The 19,639-nt window shown below is 72.1% G+C and carries 11 protein-coding genes; 9 read left to right on the forward strand and 2 right to left on the reverse strand.

The window, feature by feature from the left end; genetic code table 11:
- Positions 1–72: 72 nt before the first annotated feature.
- From AC1VWI_RS34755 to AC1VWI_RS34775, 5 genes are all read left to right on the forward strand, one after another.
- On the forward strand, positions 73–618 hold the full coding sequence (locus tag AC1VWI_RS34755) for a hypothetical protein (RefSeq protein WP_499516986.1): 546 nt from the start codon (positions 73–75) through the stop codon (positions 616–618).
- Positions 588–2,006 carry a hypothetical protein gene (locus AC1VWI_RS34760; protein ID WP_499514982.1) on the forward strand — a complete coding sequence of 473 codons (1,419 nt, stop codon included), beginning with the start codon at positions 588–590 and terminating at the stop codon, positions 2,004–2,006. Before AC1VWI_RS34755 ends, AC1VWI_RS34760 begins: the two co-directional genes overlap by 31 nt.
- Positions 2,003–3,463: a VWA domain-containing protein gene (locus AC1VWI_RS34765; protein WP_499514983.1), complete on the forward strand. Its 1,461-nt coding sequence runs from the start codon at positions 2,003–2,005 to the stop codon at positions 3,461–3,463. Before AC1VWI_RS34760 ends, AC1VWI_RS34765 begins: the two co-directional genes overlap by 4 nt.
- 80 nt (positions 3,464–3,543) lie before the next feature.
- Positions 3,544–4,662 (forward strand): ATP-binding protein, encoded by a 1,119-nt coding sequence (locus AC1VWI_RS34770; RefSeq protein WP_499514984.1) that lies wholly within the window; start codon positions 3,544–3,546, stop codon positions 4,660–4,662.
- Positions 4,659–7,457, forward strand: coding sequence for a DUF5682 family protein (locus tag AC1VWI_RS34775; protein WP_499514985.1), 2,799 nt, complete (start codon positions 4,659–4,661; stop codon positions 7,455–7,457). Before AC1VWI_RS34770 ends, AC1VWI_RS34775 begins: the two co-directional genes overlap by 4 nt.
- 220 nt (positions 7,458–7,677) lie before the next feature.
- On the opposite strand, the gene AC1VWI_RS34780 is transcribed toward AC1VWI_RS34775, so the two are convergent.
- Positions 7,678–8,769, reverse strand: a complete 1,092-nt coding sequence (locus tag AC1VWI_RS34780; protein WP_499514986.1) for a hypothetical protein — start codon at positions 8,767–8,769, stop codon at positions 7,678–7,680.
- A gap of 351 nt (positions 8,770–9,120) precedes the next feature.
- Entirely contained in the window at positions 9,121–13,155 is a 4,035-nt protein-coding gene (locus tag AC1VWI_RS34785) for a S8 family serine peptidase (RefSeq protein WP_499514987.1), read from the reverse strand.
- A 229-nt stretch (positions 13,156–13,384) separates the two neighbouring features.
- On the opposite strand from AC1VWI_RS34785, the gene AC1VWI_RS34790 reads away from it, so the two are divergent.
- The 4 genes from AC1VWI_RS34790 to AC1VWI_RS34805 all read left to right on the forward strand — a co-directional run bounded on the left by AC1VWI_RS34790 (position 13,385) and on the right by AC1VWI_RS34805 (position 19,609).
- Positions 13,385–14,362: a helix-turn-helix domain-containing protein gene (locus tag AC1VWI_RS34790; RefSeq protein ID WP_499514988.1), complete on the forward strand. Its 978-nt coding sequence runs from the start codon at positions 13,385–13,387 to the stop codon at positions 14,360–14,362.
- 931 nt (positions 14,363–15,293) lie between these two features.
- Complete coding sequence (locus AC1VWI_RS34795; protein WP_499516987.1) at positions 15,294–15,923, forward strand: DUF6338 family protein; 630 nt, start codon at positions 15,294–15,296, stop codon at positions 15,921–15,923.
- Positions 15,923–16,087: a hypothetical protein gene (locus AC1VWI_RS34800; protein ID WP_499514989.1), complete on the forward strand. Its 165-nt coding sequence runs from the start codon at positions 15,923–15,925 to the stop codon at positions 16,085–16,087. Before AC1VWI_RS34795 ends, AC1VWI_RS34800 begins: the two co-directional genes overlap by 1 nt.
- Before the next feature lie 18 nt (positions 16,088–16,105).
- Complete coding sequence (locus AC1VWI_RS34805; RefSeq protein ID WP_499514990.1) at positions 16,106–19,609, forward strand: CHAT domain-containing protein; 3,504 nt, start codon at positions 16,106–16,108, stop codon at positions 19,607–19,609.
- Positions 19,610–19,639 lie beyond the last annotated feature (30 nt).

A 19,639-nucleotide genomic window follows, 5' to 3' on the forward strand; every position in this document is an offset into this window, starting at 1 on the left:
CCCTGACCTGGGGCTGTGCACAGTCAGACGGCGTTGTCAGTGATCGCGGATATGTTCATTGACGTCCCGCCGATGTGGCGCGGAATACCCCCATGCTGCACAGGAGATGGCGCGTTGTCAGATTGGGAGAGGTCGAGCACGGCACGGGTGACGGCACCCGCCCGGCCGCGCAAGCTCGCCAAGGTACCGTTCGTCGAACTGGCCGACGGACGCCTGCAGGGCGTGGTGTCCAGCGGCTCGGACATCGAGCGGGTCTACGTCTCGTCGGTCGCCGCGGGCAGCTACGCGTTCACCTGCAGCACCAACAACAACCGGCCCTGCGGCGGCGCACGCGGCGGCTTCTGCAACCACATACGGGCCCTGATCGTCGAGGCGGTGCTGCAGTACGGCGCCGAGCGCGTCGCCCGCTACGTCAAGGTGGAGACCGCGGGCGGCGAGCCGGACGCGCAGAGCATCACCGCCGCCATGACGAGCGCCCGCCCCTCGCAGGGGGACAAGCAGGCCGCGGCGCCGGTCTTCAGCCGGTTCCTGCGCCACCTCGCCTACCTGGAACTCGCCCCCACCACGGCCCCGCTGCCGGAGATGCAGTGGTTCCCGCCGACCAGGGCGGTGGCGTGATGCGTTACGACCTGCTCGCGGAAGCCCTCCCCGGGCTCGACGAGGCCCTGGCGGCCGTCGATGCCTTCGACGCGACGCTCGTCGCAGGACTTCTGCGTCCCCAGCCCGCCCAGACCGCCGGCCTGACGGAACTCGTCCACGCCGTCGCGGGAACGCCGCTGGCCGCGCGGGTCGCCGAGGAGGCCGAGAAGGCGGCGGCCGGAGCCGCGAGCGAGGAGCATCTGGTCGTCCTCGCCGCCGCCCGCACCGCGCTGCTCGGCTCCGTCCACGACGCGCTGACGGCCCGGATCCAGGAGGCGACCGGCCGGTCCCGCGCCGGGCAGGGCGCCCCGGAGCCCCAGGGCGACCAGGCGCCGAATCTGCTGGCCGCCGCCCGGTCCTGGCTGTCCGACCTGGCCCGCTCCGGCTGGCAGGGCCTCGACCACGACCTCGTGTCGGGCGCCGCGCAGATCGTCTCCGCGATGCTGCCCGACCCGTCACTGCGCCGCCTGGCCACGCTCCTCGACGGCTTCGCCGCCGAACTCGCCGCCTCCTGCCCCGGGGCCACCATGGAGCGCTTCCCGGTACGCCGCTGGGCCGACCTGTGGTCGCGCGGGATGCTGCTGACGCTGCCCGGCGCGGCCGGTGCGCCCGTCACCGGCACGGCGACCGGCCGCCTGCTGCCCCTCGGCGTCGACCTCCAGGAGCACGCGACCGCCGTGCAGGCCCAGGTCCACGCCGTGTTCGAGCCCGCCGATGGCACGATGCCCCTCCTGGTGCGCGCGAGCGTGTCCGCGCCCAAGCCCGACTCCGTCGTCGGCGCCGGACTCTGGCAGCTGCTCCGCCCGCACATGTCGCTGCTGGGCGCCGTCAGCGAGGGCCGCTCCATGGACCTCACCGGCATGCCCGTCACCGCCGAGGGCGACCTGCTCTGGAACGACGCGCACGCCCAAGCAGGCGAGCCCGCCGACGCCTTCGCCGCCGCCCGCGTCGTGCTCTCCACCGCCGCCGACCCGGCCGTCGCACCCCTGGACCGCCACCCGGCCCGCATCGCCGTACCGGTGTTCCTGGAGGGCTACGCCGCCGGGACCGGGGACGGCGTGGTGACGTTCACCGTCGCCGGGCAGTCCCTCGCCGTCGACACCGACCGCGTTCCGGCCGCCGGGCCGCTCACCCCCGAGGCGGTCGCGGCATCGGGCGCCTGCATCGGGCTGCTCCGCTGGGACGAGGGGACGTACCGGGTCCAGCCGCTGGCCGTCGAGACGACGGTGCGGAAGAAGGCCGTCGCCATCCACGCCGGGGCCTGGGCGGGCGGGACGAGCGACAAGAACGGCGTCAAGGCCGAGAAGGCCGCCACCGACGCCGTGGACGTCCTGCGGGAACGCGCCGGAAGGCTGCTGCGCAAATGACCGAACAGACCACCGGGCAGACCGGGCACACCGACGGCCCCGACGGGCCTCCCGTCGCCGACCCGCACGACAACCGCCGCCAGGTCCTGTACTGGCGACTGCTGGCCCGGCTCTTCGACCCCGAGGAGCAGGCCGGCCTGGAATCGGCGAGCCTCGCCGTCGTCGAGGACATCGGCCTTCCGCCCGCCCTTCTGGACCCGCAGACCTCCGTCGACTCCATCGTGCAGCGCCACCCGGAGCTGGCCGCCGAGCTCGACGGCCTGATGACCCCCGAACCCGACCCTGAGGACGGCGCACGCGACCGGGCCGCCGAAGTCCGCCGCGCCGCACTGGTGTCGAAGGTGCTGCTCAACGTTTTCGCCTCCGGCTCCGGCACGGTCACCGCCGGGCAGCTGGCGCGCTGGCAGTCCGACGCGGGCTGGCTGGAGCGCGCGCTCGGCTGCCGCCCGGGCGAGCTGCGGGGCGGTCGTGGGGGTGGCCGCGCCGGGGGACGGGCGGCAGGACTGGGCGTCAGCCCGACCGGCACCGGCGGCGGGGGCACCACCCCCGACCTCAGCCGGCTGATCCCGGCCATCGGTCCCGAACTCGGCTCCATCGAGGCCGACCTCGTCAAGCGGATGCATCTGCGCGAAGTCCTGGCCGACCCCAAGCTCGCCGCACAGCTGACCCCGAGCATGTCCCTGATCGAGCAGCTCCTGCGGGACAAGAACAACCTCTCGGGCGTCGCCCTGGCCAACGCCAAGTCCCTGATCCGCCGCTTCGTCGACGAGGTCGCCGAAGTGTTGCGCACGCAGGTCGAGAAGGCGTCGGTCGGCGCGCTCGACCGCTCGATCCCGCCCAAGCGGGTGTTCCGCAACCTCGACCTCGACCGCACGATCTGGAAGAACCTCACCAACTGGAGCCCGGAGGAGCAGCGGCTCTACGTCGACCGCCTCTATTACCGGCACACCGCCCGCAAGACGACACCCCAGCGGCTCATCGTCGTCGTGGACCAGTCGGGCTCGATGGTCGACTCCATGGTGAACTGCACCATCCTGGCCTCGATCTTCGCCGGGCTGCCGAAGGTGGACGTCCACCTCATCGCGTACGACACGCAGGCCCTCGACCTCACACCCTGGGTCCACGACCCCTTCGAGACCCTGCTGCGCACCCAGCTCGGCGGCGGCACCGACGGCACGGTCGCCATGGCGCTCGCGCAGCCGAAGGTCGCCGAGCCCCGCAACACCGTCGTCGTGTGGATCTCCGACTTCTACGAATGGCGGACGGAGCCGCTGTTCGAGAGCATGGCCGCCCTCCACCGCTCGGGGGTCAAGTTCATCCCCGTCGGCTCGGTGACCAGCTCCGGCCGCGGCAGCGTCAACCCGTGGTTCCGGGAGCGCTTCAAGGACCTCGGCACCCCGGTGATCTCCGGTCACATACGCAAGCTCGTCCACGAGCTGAAGACCTTCCTCGCCTGAGCGCCCCCAGGCGGCCCAAGGCACCACGAAGCAACCCAAGACAACCCGAGCAGCACCCCACCCTGCCCGAAAGGCCCCTCATGTCCGACCTGTTGCGCGCCCCCGCCGAGACCAAGTACGCCGAGGAACTGGACTGGCTGGAGTCGGTGGACGACAACCCCAAGCCCTTCTCCTGGCGCCTGTCGCCCAAGATGGTCCGCCTGTTCATCCTGGGCTCCGAGCCCTCCGACGGCCTGGACCGCGAGATCGCGCAGAAGTGGTTCGGCGACCGCAGCTTCGTCGAGCGCTCCATCGTCACCCTCGCCTCCGACCGCGGCCTGCTGCTCATCGGCGACCCCGGCACCGGCAAGAGCTGGCTCGCCGAGTTGCTCTCCGCCGCGATCTCCCGCAACTCCACCCTCGTCGTCCAGGGCACGGCCGGCACCACCGAGGACCACATCAAGTACTCCTGGAACGTGTCCATGGTCATCGCCAAGGGCCAGTCGCGGGAGTCGATGATCCCCTCGCCGATCATGACCGCGATGGAGACCGGCGCCATCGGCCGCTTCGAGGAACTCACGCGCTCCACCAGCGACGTCCAGGACGCGCTGATCTCCATCCTCTCCGAGAAGTACATCTCCGTCCCCGAACTGGACGGCGACAGCGACAACATCGTCTTCGCCAAGCCCGGCTTCTCGATCATCGCCACCGCCAACAGCCGCGACCGCGGGGTCAACGACCTGTCTTCCGCGCTCAAGCGCCGCTTCAACTTCGTCCGCATCCCCGTCGTGACGAACAAGAAGAGCGAGGCGGAGATCGTCCGCTTCCGCACCGAGGAGCTGCTGCGTCGCCACCAGATAGAGCTGGACGTGCCGCCGACCCTGCTCGACGTGCTGCTGCAGAGCTTCGCCGACCTGCGCGCCTCGGCCGCCGCGGCCGGCAGCGACGACGAGAAGCTGGAGTCGGCGCTGTCCACCGCCGAGCAGATCGGCGTGCTGGAGGACTCCATCCTGCACAGCAACTTCTTCGGTGAGCGCGCCCTGACCGCCCGCGCCCTCGCGTCCTCGCTCGTCGGGTCGCTGGCCCGGCGCGAGCCCGAGGACCTGGCGATCCTCAACAAGTACCTGCACGGTGTCGTCGAGCCGCGCAGCAAGGACGAGGGCGGCGCCTGGCCCGAGTTCCTGGAGGGCGGCCGCGACGCGATCGCCACGCTCTCATGAGCGCCAACCAGAGCCCCGACGAGGGCACTTTCGAGGCGCTGCGCAGCCAGCTCCGCGAGGCGGCCACGACGTTCGCCGACGGGCCCGACGCCCTGGAGGGCATCCTCCTCGGCATGGTCGACGACGTCGACCGCGCGGTGCGCGAGCCGCTGGAGGTCTTCCCCGTCTGCCACCACTCGCCCGCCTCGGCGGTCGCCATGGCACGCCGCCTGCGCGAGAAGCAGCCCAAGGTCGTGTACCTGGAGCTGTGCGAGGACATGACGCCGCTGCTCACCGAGCTGCGCAACTGCCGGCTGCCGGTCGCGGTCCAGGCGTACGCGAGCGAGGCCGACGGCTTCCCTGCCGACTGGGCCCCGCTGTCGGTGGTCGCCCCCATCACCGAGGCCTCGGCGGAGTACCAGGCCATCGCCTACGCGCTGGACACCCCGGGCGTGGAACTCGTCCTGGTCGACCGCTCCTCCGACCACGTCTTCCAGTGGGACGCCCGCGCCGAGCAGCCCGACACGCCGGACGACCCGGACGCGTCGCCCGCCGAGGAGGAGGCCGCCCTGCACGGCGACGCGGTCGGCGTCGAGATCGGCGACCTGCGGCCGCGCTTCGCCGAACTGGAGGAGCACCTGCTGCGCCACGGCCGCGTGCGGCACTGGTCGGAGTGGTGGCACCAGTACGTCGAGCTGCCGCTCGGCGACGCCGACCACGACACGTACCGCCAGGTCATGTTCCTCATCGGCAGCCTCTTCCGGCGCCTCGCCCCCGGCGACCCGCACCGGGTGCGCGTGGACGAGGACCGCGAGCGCCACATGTGGACCCGGATGCGCGAGCACCTGGCCGCCACCGCCACCGACCCGGCGGACTGCCTCTACGTCTGCGGCGCCTTCCACGCCGCCAGCCGCGTCGCCGAGTTCGGCGTGGACGGGGCCGACACCTTCGAGATCACCCCGCGCAGCGCCACCAAGTGGCTGCACGGCCTGATCCCGTCCAGCCACGCGGCGATCGAGGCGCAGTTCGGCCTGGCCGCGGGCTCGGTGTCGATCGCCGCGACGCAGTGGACGAAGAACCTCAAGCGGACCCGGGTCAAGCCGTACCGCCTGACGGGACAGGCAGGCGCGAAGAAGACGACGCCCGCCAAGGCCCCGGCACCCGCCCCTCGGGCCGTACCCGCCGACCAGCTGACCGGGTTCCTGCAGCGCCCGCCCGCCCTGGACCAGCTGGACGAGGCCGAACTGCTCGGCTGGTCGGTGGAGATCGTGCGCGCCGCCCGCCGCAACGGCTACCTCGCCTCCACCGCCGACGCCATCGCCGTGTTCGAGACGTCGATCCTGCTGGCCGGGATGCGCGACCGGGCCAAGCCCACGCCGTACGACTTCCAGGACGCGGCCGTCACCTGCATCGAGAAGGACGCGGTGCCCGGCCGGCGCGACGTGCGCCGGCTCGTCGAGATCATGATGGGCGGCGACCGCATCGGCCAGGTCGGCTACGACGCCCTGCCGCCCCTCGCCCGCGACGTCCACGACCGGCTCGCACCCCTGAACCTCAAGCTCCAGCAGCGCGGAGTGCAGCGCGCCCTGCTCGACATCGCCGGCCAGCCGGAACTCGGCCCGTGCTCCGACGTGCTGTGGATGCTCCGCCGCCTGATGCCCGAGGGCACCGCCCGACCGATCATGGGCGAGCGGAAGCTCGGCGAGCGCCCGATCCAGGAGTCCTGGGACCTGGCCCTCGGCACGCACCAGCGCGCCCTCATCGAGCTCGGCTACGAGGGCGTCAGCATCGAGCAGGTCCTGGAACAGCGCCTGCGCCGCCGCGCGTACGACCCGAAGGCCACCGCGGCAACCGTCCTGGAAGCCGTCGAGGACGCCACCCTGTACCTGAACAGCCGCCGCCTCGCCGACGAACTCGGCACCCGCGCCCTGGAGGTACTGTCCGCCGAACGCACCGTCGACGGCGCCCCGGAGGTGCTGCACCGCGTACGCCGGCTGCTCTCCTACTACCGCACCAGCGAACCGACGCTGCCGTCGTGGATCGAGTCCTTCACCAAGGCCGGCTACGCGCATTACTGCACCCTGCTGCCGACGGCGTTCACCGACGAGGACGCCACGGTCCGCCAGGTGGCGGCGATGCTGGGCTTCCTGTTCAGTATGGAGACCCTGGCCCTGTCACTGGGTTGCGACCGCACCCAGCTGGAACTGGCCGTCGCGCAGTCCCACCCCCAGGACCCGTCGAAGACGGCCCTGCTGTGGGCGTCCCAGGTCCACCTCGGAACCCTCACCCGCGCGGAACTGCGGTCCAAGTGCGAGGAACTGCTCGCCAACCCCCTGGTGGTCCCCGCCTACCCCCGCTACCTCAGCGGCCTCCTGCACGCCCTGGAGCCGGTCCCGGGCCTCGCCGACGTCGTCGTGGAGGCCGTCTCCAACGCCTTCGCCCGCCTGCCTGACCAGGTCCTCCTCCCGTGGCTCCCCACCCTGATCATGAGCCTCCGCTCCGGGGGCACGGAGCTGGCCCCCCTCCTCATCCGCGAGGCGGGCCGCATTTTCCCCGGCCGCCTCCCGGCCCTCGACGCCTGGATCCCCCCGTGGCGCACCGCCCCGCCGGCGCCACCGGCCCTGCACCCGGCACGACAGACCCCCCGCGGCGCCACCCTCCTCACCGCTCACCCGGCAACGACCGACGCACTGGCCCACCTCCTGGGCTGCAACGACCCTTGGGCGACGCCAGAACCCGAGCTGGCCGGCGCGGCACTGCTCGACCGTTACCCGGAGACGGCTGAGGTACTGGAGGCGTTGTTGGCCAGGGCATGAGCCGGGCCCGCGCGGCTGCACTGGACGCAGCGGATCTCGGTGCTGTGCGTGGTGACCGCGTCGGCCGGCGCCCTGTGGCCGGAGGCCCGGACGCCGGGTCGTGGGCACGGGATGGGAACGCCATCGGTTCCTCGGCTTCCGTGGTCCGGCTTCCCGGCGCAGTGTGTGACGGCCTTCCGCGAACCGCGCACGGCGGCGGTGGCGGGAGTGCCAGCCCGGGTCACGAGATGGCCGGGTCCGACTCCTCGCGCACCGTCCAGGTCGGGCCGTCCGGGAGGGCCCGGCTCGCCGCGCCGACTCCCCGCAGCGGCAGTTGGACGATCACCGCCGAGGCGAGGGCGCACAGAAGCCAGGTGAGGAACCAGGGCAGTTTGTCGGGTCCGAACCAGAGGACGGGGGAGGCGATCACGGCCGCGAGGAGGGCGCCGCCGAGGATGAGTCCGTGCACGGGCGCGGAGAACTTGGCCGTGCGCGGCACGCGTCGGACGGTGCTGTCGGCGGTGCCCGGACTGGCAGCGCCCTTGAGGTAGGGGCGTGCCTCGTCCGGGTCCGTGAGCCCCATGACCGTCTCACCGTTGTCGGCGACGAACGCCGCGGGCAGTTCGTCCTCGATCAGCTTCCAGCGTTCCGGCCAGCAGAGCCATCCCTCCTGGCCGCCGAGGCGCAGGGCCGCCCTGCCCACCTCCCCGTCGGGACCGGCGAGCCTGATCTCGCGTCCGCCCTCCTCGAGGACGATCCAGTGGAACTGCGTGACGTCCAACTGCCCCGGTTTGTCACCACGCTTGAGGTAGCGCATCCGCACCGGCTCACCGGCCCGGACACGCACCGTGTGGAGTCCGCCCCGGCCCGCGTCCTCGGACAGCACGCGCATCTTGGCGCGGATGTCGGCCTGCCTGGTCTGGCGGCGGGCGAACTGGAGCGTCTTCGCCGTCAGGACGAAGACGAGGATGATCAGCACGCCGGCGAGCACCCCGCCGGTCCCGGCGGCCAGCCGGGTGAGGAAGAACGGCGTCACGATGAGGAGCACGGCCCCTGTCGCGCGCCCGCCGTCACGAGCGGGCATCGGCAGCCGGCGCGGCACGGGTGGCGGTGAGGACGGCTGCGCGGTGGAGGGCGCCGGGCGCAGCGGCGGTGCCAGGCGGCAGGCGAGCGCCCAGGCCCCGGCGGCCGCTGCGGCCGCACCGAGCGCCGTCAGGATGTCCCACCGCGGGGCGGGCGCGTCGTAGCGCACGAAGACCAGTGCCAGGGCGACCGCGGCGCACGCCAGGGCGCCGCCGCCGAAGCCGCGGGTCAGCAAGGTGGAGTGTCGCATTTGCGTCCTTCGCCGGAGGTCGAGCCGGGGTGGGGCACCGTCTCGCGAGGCCGGGTGGGCGCACGCCGACGGGCTTTCGGGCGAGGTGCGTGGGGGCGAAGAGAGCCGACGGCCGTGCGGTGCACCAGTGTCGTCGGTGATCCACTGCGAAGTAAAGGGCCGAAGCCGCCGCGTTCATCAGCGGCGCAGCGGGAAGCAAGTCCGGTGTCCGTGACATGGATTCGTCCGTGCGAGCCACCCGCGGCACCCACTCGTGGGCCCGATGCCGCGACCGGATAGGTTCGCCTGGCCGGTAGGTGGGCGAGAAGCGGTGACCGCTTCTCGCCCCCCGTGGCACAGATCGCCCCGAGCTCAGTAGGAGAACTGGCGGATCTGACCGTCGTACGCCCCGTACGTCCAGCCCGTGCGGGTCGCCGGGTCCAGCTGGACGGAGTTCATCACACCGCCGTGGACCAGGGGACCGCCGTGGCCCGTGATCTGGAATCCGGTCAGCGTTTTCACCACCTCGCCCGTCGTGACGTCGAAGACGAGCAGCTGACCGGTGGCGTTGTTGTCCGTGACGACGGCGGTGCCGGAGCCGGCGTAGCTCGTGCCCTCCGGTGCTGTGAACGCCGCCACCGCGAGCCCGTTGGCGCCGTCCACCGCCATCCCCGTGGCGGGGCCGCGCCGTACCGCCACCGGGTCGTCCGTCTCGCCGGTCGCCACGTCGAGCGAGCCGAGGACGCTGGTCGGGACGATCTTGGTGCTGATCGCGGTGGCCGACAGGTTGTAGAGCGTGCCCGCGCCGTCGGAGCCGAAGCCGTTGCTGCAACCGGACATGGTCCCCACGAGGCTGACGCTGCGGGTCTGTGTGTCCACGCGCGGGATCTGGACGCCGCCCAGGCAGAGGGCGATAGGAGCGCCCTTCGCCAGGTAGACGTCCCCGGTGGAGGAGTCCATGTCCAGGAGGCTGTACGAGCCCTTGGCGACGCCCGGCAGATCGGCGGGGATGGGATCCTCGGTGGTGCCGTCCTTCAGGTCGACGGGCAGCACCAGGTCGGTGTTGTCGGCGACCGCCCGCAGCAGCAGCGCGCCGCGGGAGCGGGCAGCGTCGACGCGTCCGACGACGAAGCGGTAGTCGGCTGCCGCGAGCGTGGTGCGTCCGACGAGGGTGCCGGTGGCGGTGTTCCAGGTCTCCACCTGCACATCGCCGCCGGGCTCCGCCTGGTGCACCGCAAGGGCGCGGTGCGTGGCGGGGGCCACGCCGAGGACCTCGTACTCCGATCCGTCGCCGCTGTCCGAGGCGATGACCGGGCCGTAGACGCCGGTCCTGGTGGAGTAGTGGCGGATCTCGGTGGCACCGGAGACGGTCCGCAGTGCGGCGACCGAGTCGTCGCCTGCGGCGGCGAAGGACAGCACCGTGCTTCCGGCCGGGGCGACGCCGTCGTCGACCTCGAGGGTCGAGACGGGAGACGCCTGGCCGATGACCCGGTGCTTGCTGTCGAGGGCCATGACGCGGACGCCGTAGACAGTGGAGGAGGACAGGCCCAGCCGCAGGGCGTCGAGGTCGATGCTGCCCTTGGTGTCGGGCAGGACACGGTGGGCTGTGGAGGGCGCGTCGACGCCGTTGTCGTCGAGGGCCGTGCCGTTGGCGTTGGTGAAGGTGTTCAGCGAGTTGTGGAGCGTCGGGGCGGGCGCCGCGAACTCCACCTGTGCGTATTTCGCCCCCGGCACGTCGCGCACGTCGTACCGGACGGCAAAGCCGGCCTTGGCACGGGTGACCTGGGTGCTGTGCGCGGGGATGCCGTCCTGCCCGGCGACCAGCGGTGCCTGCGGGCGCTGCTCGGCGGTTCCGCCATCGACGCGGACCGGCGCGAACTCCCCGTAGGTGGTCAGGCTGGGGTTGCCCCCGAAGCCGGACTGGGCGATGCCGATGCCGTAGAGGCCACCCCCGGCGCTGAACGCGTCGGCGGGGATGGTGACCGTCCCGGAAGTGGCGGTCAGGGACTGGTGCCAGGCGGCGCTGAACAGGGGCGCGAGGGCGGGGTTCCAGTGGCCGACGGTGGAGACGACGAGCTGCGGGTCGTTGAGCTTGGCGACGCCGGTCATGTCGTATGTGACGGTGACCGAGTGGCCGGCCTTTACCACCGCGGACGTTTTGGGCGCGGTGCTCTCCGCGTAGCGGCCGTCGCTGGGACCGACGGTGAGGGTGCGGCGCACGGTGGCCTGGGTCCGGCCGCCGATCTGTACGCGGTAGGTGGCGGTGATCGTGCGGTCGGAGTCGGAGACCACGGGGAGTCCGGCGGCATTCAGCAGTTCCGTCGGCGTCACCCGGATCGCCGGGGTGGCGGACCGCCAGGTCCGCGCGCCCACGGTGAGCGTGTACGTGGGGCTGGCGCCCTTGGGGAGGCCGGTGACGTCACCGGCGAAGGTGACCGGGCCCACCAGGCCCATACCGTTGCCGCCGGAGGCCATGTCCCCGAGGTCGATGCGGTTGGGGTCGGTCGTCTCCAGGAACTGACCGCCCAGCCCGCCGTTGGTGACCCGGTGGGCGACCGACAGCCGTACGGCTGCGACCTGGCCACCGCGGTGCCCGAGGACGTCCTCGACGGCGGCGGTGACGTCGATCTGCCGGCCGACGTTGAGCTCGCGGTCGATCTGCGCCGGGGTGGCGACCTCACGGCCGGTCCGCTTCAGCACGTCCCGTACCTGCGCGGGCGTCAGGTGGTGTCCGGCCAGACCGGCGGCCTGGAGCACCACGGCGGCGGCCGCCGCGATCTCGGGTGCGGACGCGGACGTACCGCCGTTGAGGACGGGGGTGACGGACTGCGCGTCGCCGCGCTCGGTGTGGGTGAAGGCGACGATGTTGTCGCTGGGCGCCGAGAGGTCGATACGGGCGCCGAAGCCGGAGGAGAAGGTGCCGAAGCCGCTGATCCGGGTCTCGGCGGTGGTGGCGGGCCCGGTCCGGGAGGCGAGGGTGTCGTCCAGGGTGGTGCCGCCGGCGGCTATCGCGCCGCTGTCGGGGACCTGCGACGGGGTGGTGGAGTAGGCCACGTCGTTGATGTCGGTGGCTTCCTTGCCGTTCTTGTCGTTCTTCGCGGTGTCGGTGGGCGTGCTGCCGCCGTCGGGGCCGACGGCGGCCGGGGTGTACAAGCGGGTTCCGTCGTTGGAGGAGATCACCACCACGACGTGGTTCTTCTGGACGATCGAGGCGACGACGGACCGGATGTACGGGTCGTCCTCGAGGTAGCGTCCCGGGAAGCCCTGGGCGTCGGTGCCGAAGCCGAGGCTGGCGGTGATGACGTCCGGCTTGGGGGACTGGTGGGCGGCGGCCAGGAGCGCGGTTGCGATCTGGTCCATCGTCGGCTGCTGCGGGACGACGAGGCGGTAGTCGGCGCCGGGGGCGACACCGAGCAGGTCGGTGTAGTCGCTTCCGGTCTGGTCGGGGCGCTGCCGGTCGTGGGCCAGGGGCGCCATGACGCTGAAGTCGAGGAGGACTTCGCCGAGGCCGGGGTCCTGGTCCTTGGTGTATGCCGAACCGCTGAGGCTTCCGTCGGGAGCCGCGACGTAGGTGGGGATCAGCGGCATCGAGGGGAGGTCGAGGTAGCGCTGACCGTCCTTGAGGACGGTGGTCGGGCCGTGGCCCTGCACGTAGGGGTCACCGGCGTCGGCCATGGCCTGGTCGGTCAGGTCGCCGATGGAGACGTTGGTGATGGTGCGGCCTGCGCCGGGCTGCTGCCCGTAGCGGCCTTGGAGGATGCCGAAGGCGCCCACCGCGTTGACGCCGCCGGCGTTGAGGAAGGCCTGGGCGGAGTTGGTGAGGGCGAAGTTGGTGGGGATGGGGGAGGCACTCGGCGCTGCCGGTGGTGCGTGCTCCGCGGACGCGTTCACGGTGGCGGGCAGTCGCTGCCCGCCGGTGTTCATCGTGTTCACGTAGCGGTTCGGCTCGGCGTGGGTGATCCCCGGCGTGCCCTGGAGGGTGCGGGCGACGGCGGCAGAGTCGCGCTTCCCGGTCCGTACGACGTAGGTGTGCGACAGGTCGGCGGCGTCATCGCCCAGGCGCGTGCGAGCCGATGTGGTCATCGACTCGGTGGCCACGGCCGACAGGGAAGGGAGGAGCGGCTGGAGCGAGGTGGCCCCGACCGCGTTCAGCTTCTCGTTCACAGCGGCGCTGCTGGTCCCGGGGGAATGGGCCTGTGCCCTGTTGCCCGGCAGCTTGCGGCCGGTCACGGCGGTCTGCGGGGAGAGGGTCACCAGCACCTGGCCCGGGACGACGCCGGCGTGCTGGGCGGGCAGCGACTTCTGCGGCGACGCGTCGCCGAGAGGCGTACGGCTGGTAGGAGCGGGAGCGGCGGAGGCCGGGAGCGCGGCGGTGAGGGCCAGGAACACGACGGACGTGACGGACACGGCACCGAGCCGCCGTCTTCCGTGCGGATGGGCACGCGACATGGGACACCTTTTCAGCGGGGCGAGGGTGTGCGGGGGGACACACCGTGGCGCGCTGACGCCCACCTCAACGCAGGGCAGCGCGCTCGTTGCTGGAAGATGTCAAGTGCGGCGGACGAGACGCAAGGTGGGAAAGGTGGCCTACCTCCGCCAGGTGGCCGGTTGGTGCCACGGAGGTGTGGGAGAGGGCATGGATTTTAACGTTCTGGGGTTCACGGCGGACGCGGAGCGCGTATATACGGCGCTGGTGGGAATGCCGCGGTGTACGGCGGCGGAGGTCGCCGACGCGTGCGGCCTGGCCGCGCCCGCGGCGGGGAAGCTGCTGTCCGGCCTGGTCAGGGACGGCCTGGCGGTGCGCAGCGCGGGGCGGCCGCCGAGATTCTCGGCCACGGCTCCCGATGTCGCGGTCGGCGCGCTGATCCACGAACGGGAGCAGCAGCTCGGCGAGGCGCGGGCGCAGGTGCAGCGGCTGGTCGAGACGCACCGGGAGGCGGCCAGGATCAGCCACCCGGACATGGCCGCTGAGCTGCTCACGGACCGCGAGGACATCAGCAAGGCGGTGCACCGGCTGACGACCGGGGCGCGCCGCGAGGTGTGCGCCTTCGACCGCCCTCCGTACGTCGACCGGCCTGGCAGCAACCTCGACGGCCAGCTGGAGCGCCAGCGGACGGGCGTGACCCACCGGGTGATCTACGACCGCGAGGCGGTGGCCTGGCCGGGCCGGCTCCAGGGCGACATCGTGCCGAGCGTCCGGGCCGGGGAACAGGCTCGAATGCGCCCGGAGTTGCCGCTCAAGCTGGTGATCAGCGACAGCCGTGCCGCGATCATTCCCTTCAGTCTGGCGCCGGGCGGCCAGTCCGCGGCGTACCTGATCCATCCGTCGCCGATGCTGGTGGCTCTGCAGTCGCTGTTCGAGGCGCAGTGGGAGCGGGCGATCCCGCTGGGGGAGGCGGCCGGTCCGATTTCGGCGGAAACGGGGCAGCCGGATGCTGAGACCCTGGCCCTGGTGAGCCTGTTGGCCGCGGGGCTCACGGACGCGGTCATAGCCCGCACGCAGGGCTGGAGCGCCCGGACCACGCAGCGGCGCATCCACCGCCTGATGACCGAACTCGGGGCGTCCACCCGTTTCCAGACGGGGCTGGCGGCTGCGCGGCGGGGGTGGCTCTGAGCCTTCGACCGCGGGCGTAATTCCCTTGCCGAGGGTCGCGGCCCGGTGGCACGGCGGAAAGGAGAAGCCGGTTCGGGTGTTGTGCCCATGCTGGGGCCGCGTCGTTTGCCGGGGGCTGTGGGTGGGTGGATAGTGCCAGAGGTGCGTCCGATGGTTGGGGCGACGTGGCCGTGTGGTGTCCCGGTCTGCGCCAGGGTCGGCGGGTACCGGCGCCGGGGTGTGCGTGATCTCGCCGTGAACGCTGCGCGTGACGGGATGATGCCCCCGCACATCACGCCCGCGAGCCCCGCCCGGTCTGGCACGCGTAGGCGTCCGGGCAGGTCAGTACCCGCGGTCGTAGGTCGCCCGCAGCCACGGTTCGCGACGGCGGGTATGCGGGCCAGTGTGTACTGGAAAGCGGCGCGGAATGGCCGCAGGGGCATCGGCGGGTGTGGTGGCAGGGGATCGTCGCGTTCCACGCCTTCAGGTAGCCCTCCGACGTGACGGCAGGCGGTGATCCCCGGCGCTGCCACGTACCCGACTTTCCCGGTGTCGGCCGTCCCCGATGACGGCGTCGAAGCCGTCGGCAAACGCGCCCCACTGATCTGCTGGGTCGAGCAAGGGCCCTGCGACCGCAGCCTGCCGTTCTACTCATGGCGCCCTCCGGGCCGTCCCGACGATTGGCAGGTGGACAGCCGATGACGACCGCGTCCTCCCTACGGCGAGCCCCATCGGCCCCAGCCGTCGTCGGCTACGTCCGCGCGGCCGTAGGACAGAGCCCCGTCCCGCAGATCAACAGGCTCATGCGGACCGCCGTCGCCGAGGTCGGCCCGCTGCCTCGCAGTAGCCGGGGAAGGGGGTGTTCCGCCGACCGCGGAGACGCAAGCCAGTAGCCTGATCGAGCGGAGTTCGTGAGACATGGGGGTGGTGAGTGCAGGCGCCTGCGACCGTCGTGCAGCTCGCTCTGCTCGTCCTTCTGGTGCTCCCCGGGGTCACCTATCAGTTCGTCCGGGAACGCCGCCGTGGTCCGGTGCCCGGTGAGCGTGATCTGGGTGAGCGGGTGTTGCGGGCGATCGTCGCGTCGATCGCGCTGGACGCCCTGTACGCAGTGGTGGCGGGGCCGGCGCTGGTTCGCCTGGCTCGAGGCGCCGGCGGCGGCTGGGACGGCTTCGTGGACCGGCCGCGAGTGGTCGGCTTCGTTGCCGTGGTGCTGTTCCTCGTCGTGCCGGCCATGGCGGCGGTCACCGTTTCCCTGGTGGATCGGCAGCGGCGCAAGGCTCGGTTCCTGCGCACGCCCAGCGCCTGGGACCACGCATTCCGCGACCGCGAACCATGCTTCGTGCGCGTGCGGCTCAAGGACGGCAACTGGGCGGGCGGCTGGTACGGGAACCGGTCGTACGCCTCCTCGTACCCCCACCCGGCCGAGCTGTACCTCGAATCGGCGCGCGTGATGGGTGCCGACGGGGCGTTCGGCGCGCGCGTGCGTGGGACGGCGGGCCTGCGGCTGCGGGCGGAAGACTTCGACGTGCTGGAGTTCCTCGAACCCGGAGAGCCGGTGACCGTGCCGGAGGAGGAGCGATAATGGCGCACGAACCCGTGCCCCCGCCCGAACCCGATCTTTCGCCTGAAGAGTTGGCACTGCTGCAGGAGGTCGCGGAACGCGGCTACACCCCGAAACGCACGGTCGCCGAGCCGGACGAGGCGCCTGGCGGCCCGGCTGGCACCTCGAACGGCAACGAGGACTGACGGGTGGGAGGCGGGCCCGTGAACGGCCTGGCCGAGCGGTTCTGGGAGGCGTTCCACGTGGCCCGGCACAGCGCGGACCCCGCGTCGGTCGAGAAGGCGATCGACCTCGGCCGTGCCGTGCTGGCGGCGGAGGACGTGGCCGAGCGCCGCTTGGTCCTGTCCAATCTCGGGGGCCTGCTGCAGACCCGCTACCACCAGACCGGCGACTTCGAGTTCCTGCAGGAAGCCGTCCGCGTTGTCACGGAGGCTTACTTACTGGCATACGAAAGCCCGGAGGACTCGGCCAGCTACGCCAACAACATCGGCATGCTGCTGCATACCGCGTTCCGGCAGAACCAGGACCGCGGAACCCTGGCCGACGCGCTGGAGTGGAGCCGGACGGCCGTTGACGAGGAACCGTCCACGGAGAAGGCGTTCTACCTGGGTAACCTCATTGTCGCGCTGCGGACGGCGTTCACTGTGACGAAGGACCTCGCCTGCCTGGCGGAAGCCGTGGAGCACGCGCGGGCCGCCGTCGAGTGCTCCCCCGATGACGTGCATACCGCGAGGAGTCTGCACTTCCTCGCCGTGGTCCTGCGCGACTGGTCCCATGAGACCGGGGAGACCGGTGTCGTGGAGGAGGCTGTCGACGCCGCGCGGCGAGCGGTGGAGCTCACGCCGGCCGGGTCGTCCGACGTGCTCGACCGGCTGAAGAACCTCGCGTACCTTCTCGACGACCGCTACCAGGCTCGCGGAGCGCGGGATGATCTGTCCGAACTGCTTCGGGTCCGGCAGACGCTGGTGGCCCACACCCCGGTCACCGATCCGCAGCACTCGCAGAACCTCGTCGAGTTGACGACCGCGGAACGAGACTGGGCCGCGCTCACCGGCGAGCGCCCGAAAGGGACCCCCGACTGGGAACGCGCCGACACCGAAGCCGAAGCGTGCGGCCGCTACGCCGCCGAGTTCGAGCTGACCCGGGACTCGGCCCTGCTCGAGCGGGCGATCGAACTGGGACGCTCGGTGGCGGCGGCAACCCCCGCCGGGCACCCACGCCGCGGCGTGCGGCTGGACCACTTCGCTGCGGCGCTGGCCACCCGCGGTGAAGCGTTCGGGGACCGCGTCGCGCTCGCGGAGGCCGTCGTGATCGAGCGGGAGGCGGTCGCGTGCACATCCGCGGGGAATCCGCGGCGGGTCCAGTTCATGGGCAACCTCGCCGTCAACCTGCACGCGTTGTTCCACGCAACCGGAGAACTGGCTCACGTCGTAGACGCGATCGACGTTGCTCGCCGTGCCGCCGAGGTCACGGCAGGGCAGGACCGCCACCCGTATGTACTCGAGATCCTCGCCGCCGTGCTGCACACCCGGTTCCGGGTGACCGGCGAACTGCAGGTTCTGTCAGAGGCGGTCGACCGCGCGCGGGAGTCCGTCCGCCTCGGCGCGAGCCTCGTCCCCGGGCAGGCCCGGCGGCTCTCCAACCTTGGCGCCATGCTGTCGGACTGTTTCGTCAGGACGGGCGAGGCGAGCGTGCTCGACGAGGCGATCGACGCGCACCGCGCGGCCACGGATGTGACGGCGGACGGCGACCCGGACCGGGCAGTGCGGCTGGCCAATCTCGGCGGTGTGCTGGAGATGGCGTACGAGAAGTTCGGCGACCGGAACGCGTTGCGGGACGCCATCGCCGCGCGGCGCGCGTCCGTGGCCGCGACTGCGGAGGACAGCCCGCACTGGCCCCGGTACACCTCGAGCTTGGCCGCTGCGCTCGGCGACTGGTGCACGAACCCCGTCGCACCCGCCGTCGCGCGACGGGAGCCGCCGGATCCCCAGGTCCTCGCCGAGGCGGTCGGCCTGGCCCGGAGTGCGGCGCGGAGGCCCGAGCAGGACGCCTATTGGCGGGCGAGTTCACTGACCCGCGTCGCCGACGTCCTAGCGCTCGGCTTCCGGCACCTCGGCGACGGCGACGCGCTGGCCGAGGCACTCGGCTGCTATCGGGAGGCCGCGGCGTCTGCCGGATCGCCGACGGCGAGTCGGGCGGAAGCGGCGGACCGGTGGGGCGGTCTTGCAGCCGAGGCGGGGCAGTTCGACGTGGCCGCCGAGGGGTACGCCACCGCGGTCCGGCTGCTGCCCCGGCTCGCCGGGCGCCGCCTGGGCCGCGAGGACGCCCAGTACTGGCTCGGCCGGTTCGCCGGGGTTGCCGCCGACGCGGCTGCGTGCGCGCTGGCCGTCGGCGACGACGTGAGCGCGGTGACCCTGCTGGAATCCGGGCGCTGCGTGCTCGCTGCCCAGGCACTCGACAGCCGCAGCGATCTTTCCGGTCTGCGCGAGCAGGCACCCGAGCTGGCCGAGCGCTTCCAGACGCTCACCGCGGAGTTCGAAACCGACACCACGAGCGACCGCGTGGCCCTCGCCGACGAGCTCGACGCGGTGACCGACCGGATCCGTGCGCTACCCGGGATGGAGCGGTTCCTACGGCCGCCGCTGCTCACCGACCTCACCGCGCAGGCGCACGAGGGCCCGATCGTGTACATCAACGTCAGCCGGCACCGGTGTGACGCGCTGATCATCACTGCGGACGGGGTCCGGTCACGCGCGCTGGACGGTCTGAGCGAAGAGACCGTGAGTCACCGCGTACGCGCTCTGCACACCGCGTTCACGGAGGGGCGGCTGATCGCCGAGCAGGCGATCCATGACACGCTCGAGTGGCTGTGGGACACCGTCGTGGGCCCTGTGCTGGGCGAACTGGGGCTGACGGCGGAACCGGCGGCGGATGGTCCGTGGCCAAGGATCTGGTGGGCCCCGGTCGGATCGCTCAGCCTGCTCCCGCTGCACGCCGCGGGCCACCACCGCGACGGCGGACCTGTCCTCCTCGACCGCGTCATCTCCTCGACGACGCCGACGATCCGTGCCCTGGGGCACGCCCGCGCGGGCCGCCGCGACGACCGGAACGAGCCGCGGCTGCTGGTGGTCGCGATGCCGCACACTCCGGACGCCCCGGACCTGCCCGGCGCACAGGCCGAAGCCGACCACCTGGCCGCTCTCATACCCGGCGCCACGGTCCTGGTCGGCGCGGACGCGACTCGTGACGCCGTTCTCGACGCATTGCCGGCCAGTGGCTGGGCGCACTTCGCCTGCCACGGGTACAGCGACCCGGACAACCCTTCGGACAGCCACCTCGCGCTGCACGACCACAATCGCACGCCGTTTCGGGTGTTGGACATTTCCGGGCTGCGCCTGCGGAACGCCGAGTTCGCTTTCCTGTCGGCCTGCGATACGGCCCGCACCACCGCGCGCCTGTCCGACGAGGCGATCCACCCGTTGGCGGCTTTTCAGATAGCCGGGTTTTCCCAGGTGGTCGGCACACTCTGGCGCGTCGACGACGCCGTGGCACCAGCCTTCAGTCAGCAGATCTACGGCGAGTTGATCGCGGATCGATCCGGTGCGTTGTGCGCGTCGGCGGCGGTCCATCGCACGGTCAGGCAGCTCAGGACGAAGTATCCGAACCTGCCCTCGGTGTGGGCCGCACACGTCCATGCCGGCGCCTGATGACGCACTCTGTCGTATCGGAGGTTGGCC

Source organism: Streptomyces sp. TOM-9 (genome assembly GCF_056858595.1).

Excerpts from the sequence above, each read along its gene's own strand:
- AC1VWI_RS34770 (WP_499514984.1), top strand. The coding sequence starts at position 3,544 with ATGTCCGACCTGTTGCGCGCCCCCGCCGAGACCAAGTACGCCGAGGAA.
- AC1VWI_RS34765 (WP_499514983.1), top strand. The coding sequence starts at position 2,003 with ATGACCGAACAGACCACCGGGCAGACCGGGCACACCGACGGCCCCGAC.
- AC1VWI_RS34780 (WP_499514986.1), bottom strand. The coding sequence starts at position 8,769 with ATGCGACACTCCACCTTGCTGACCCGCGGCTTCGGCGGCGGCGCCCTG.
- AC1VWI_RS34800 (WP_499514989.1), top strand. The coding sequence starts at position 15,923 with ATGGCGCACGAACCCGTGCCCCCGCCCGAACCCGATCTTTCGCCTGAA.
- AC1VWI_RS34755 (WP_499516986.1), top strand. The coding sequence starts at position 73 with ATGTGGCGCGGAATACCCCCATGCTGCACAGGAGATGGCGCGTTGTCA.
- AC1VWI_RS34775 (WP_499514985.1), top strand. The coding sequence starts at position 4,659 with ATGAGCGCCAACCAGAGCCCCGACGAGGGCACTTTCGAGGCGCTGCGC.
- AC1VWI_RS34790 (WP_499514988.1), top strand. The coding sequence starts at position 13,385 with ATGGATTTTAACGTTCTGGGGTTCACGGCGGACGCGGAGCGCGTATAT.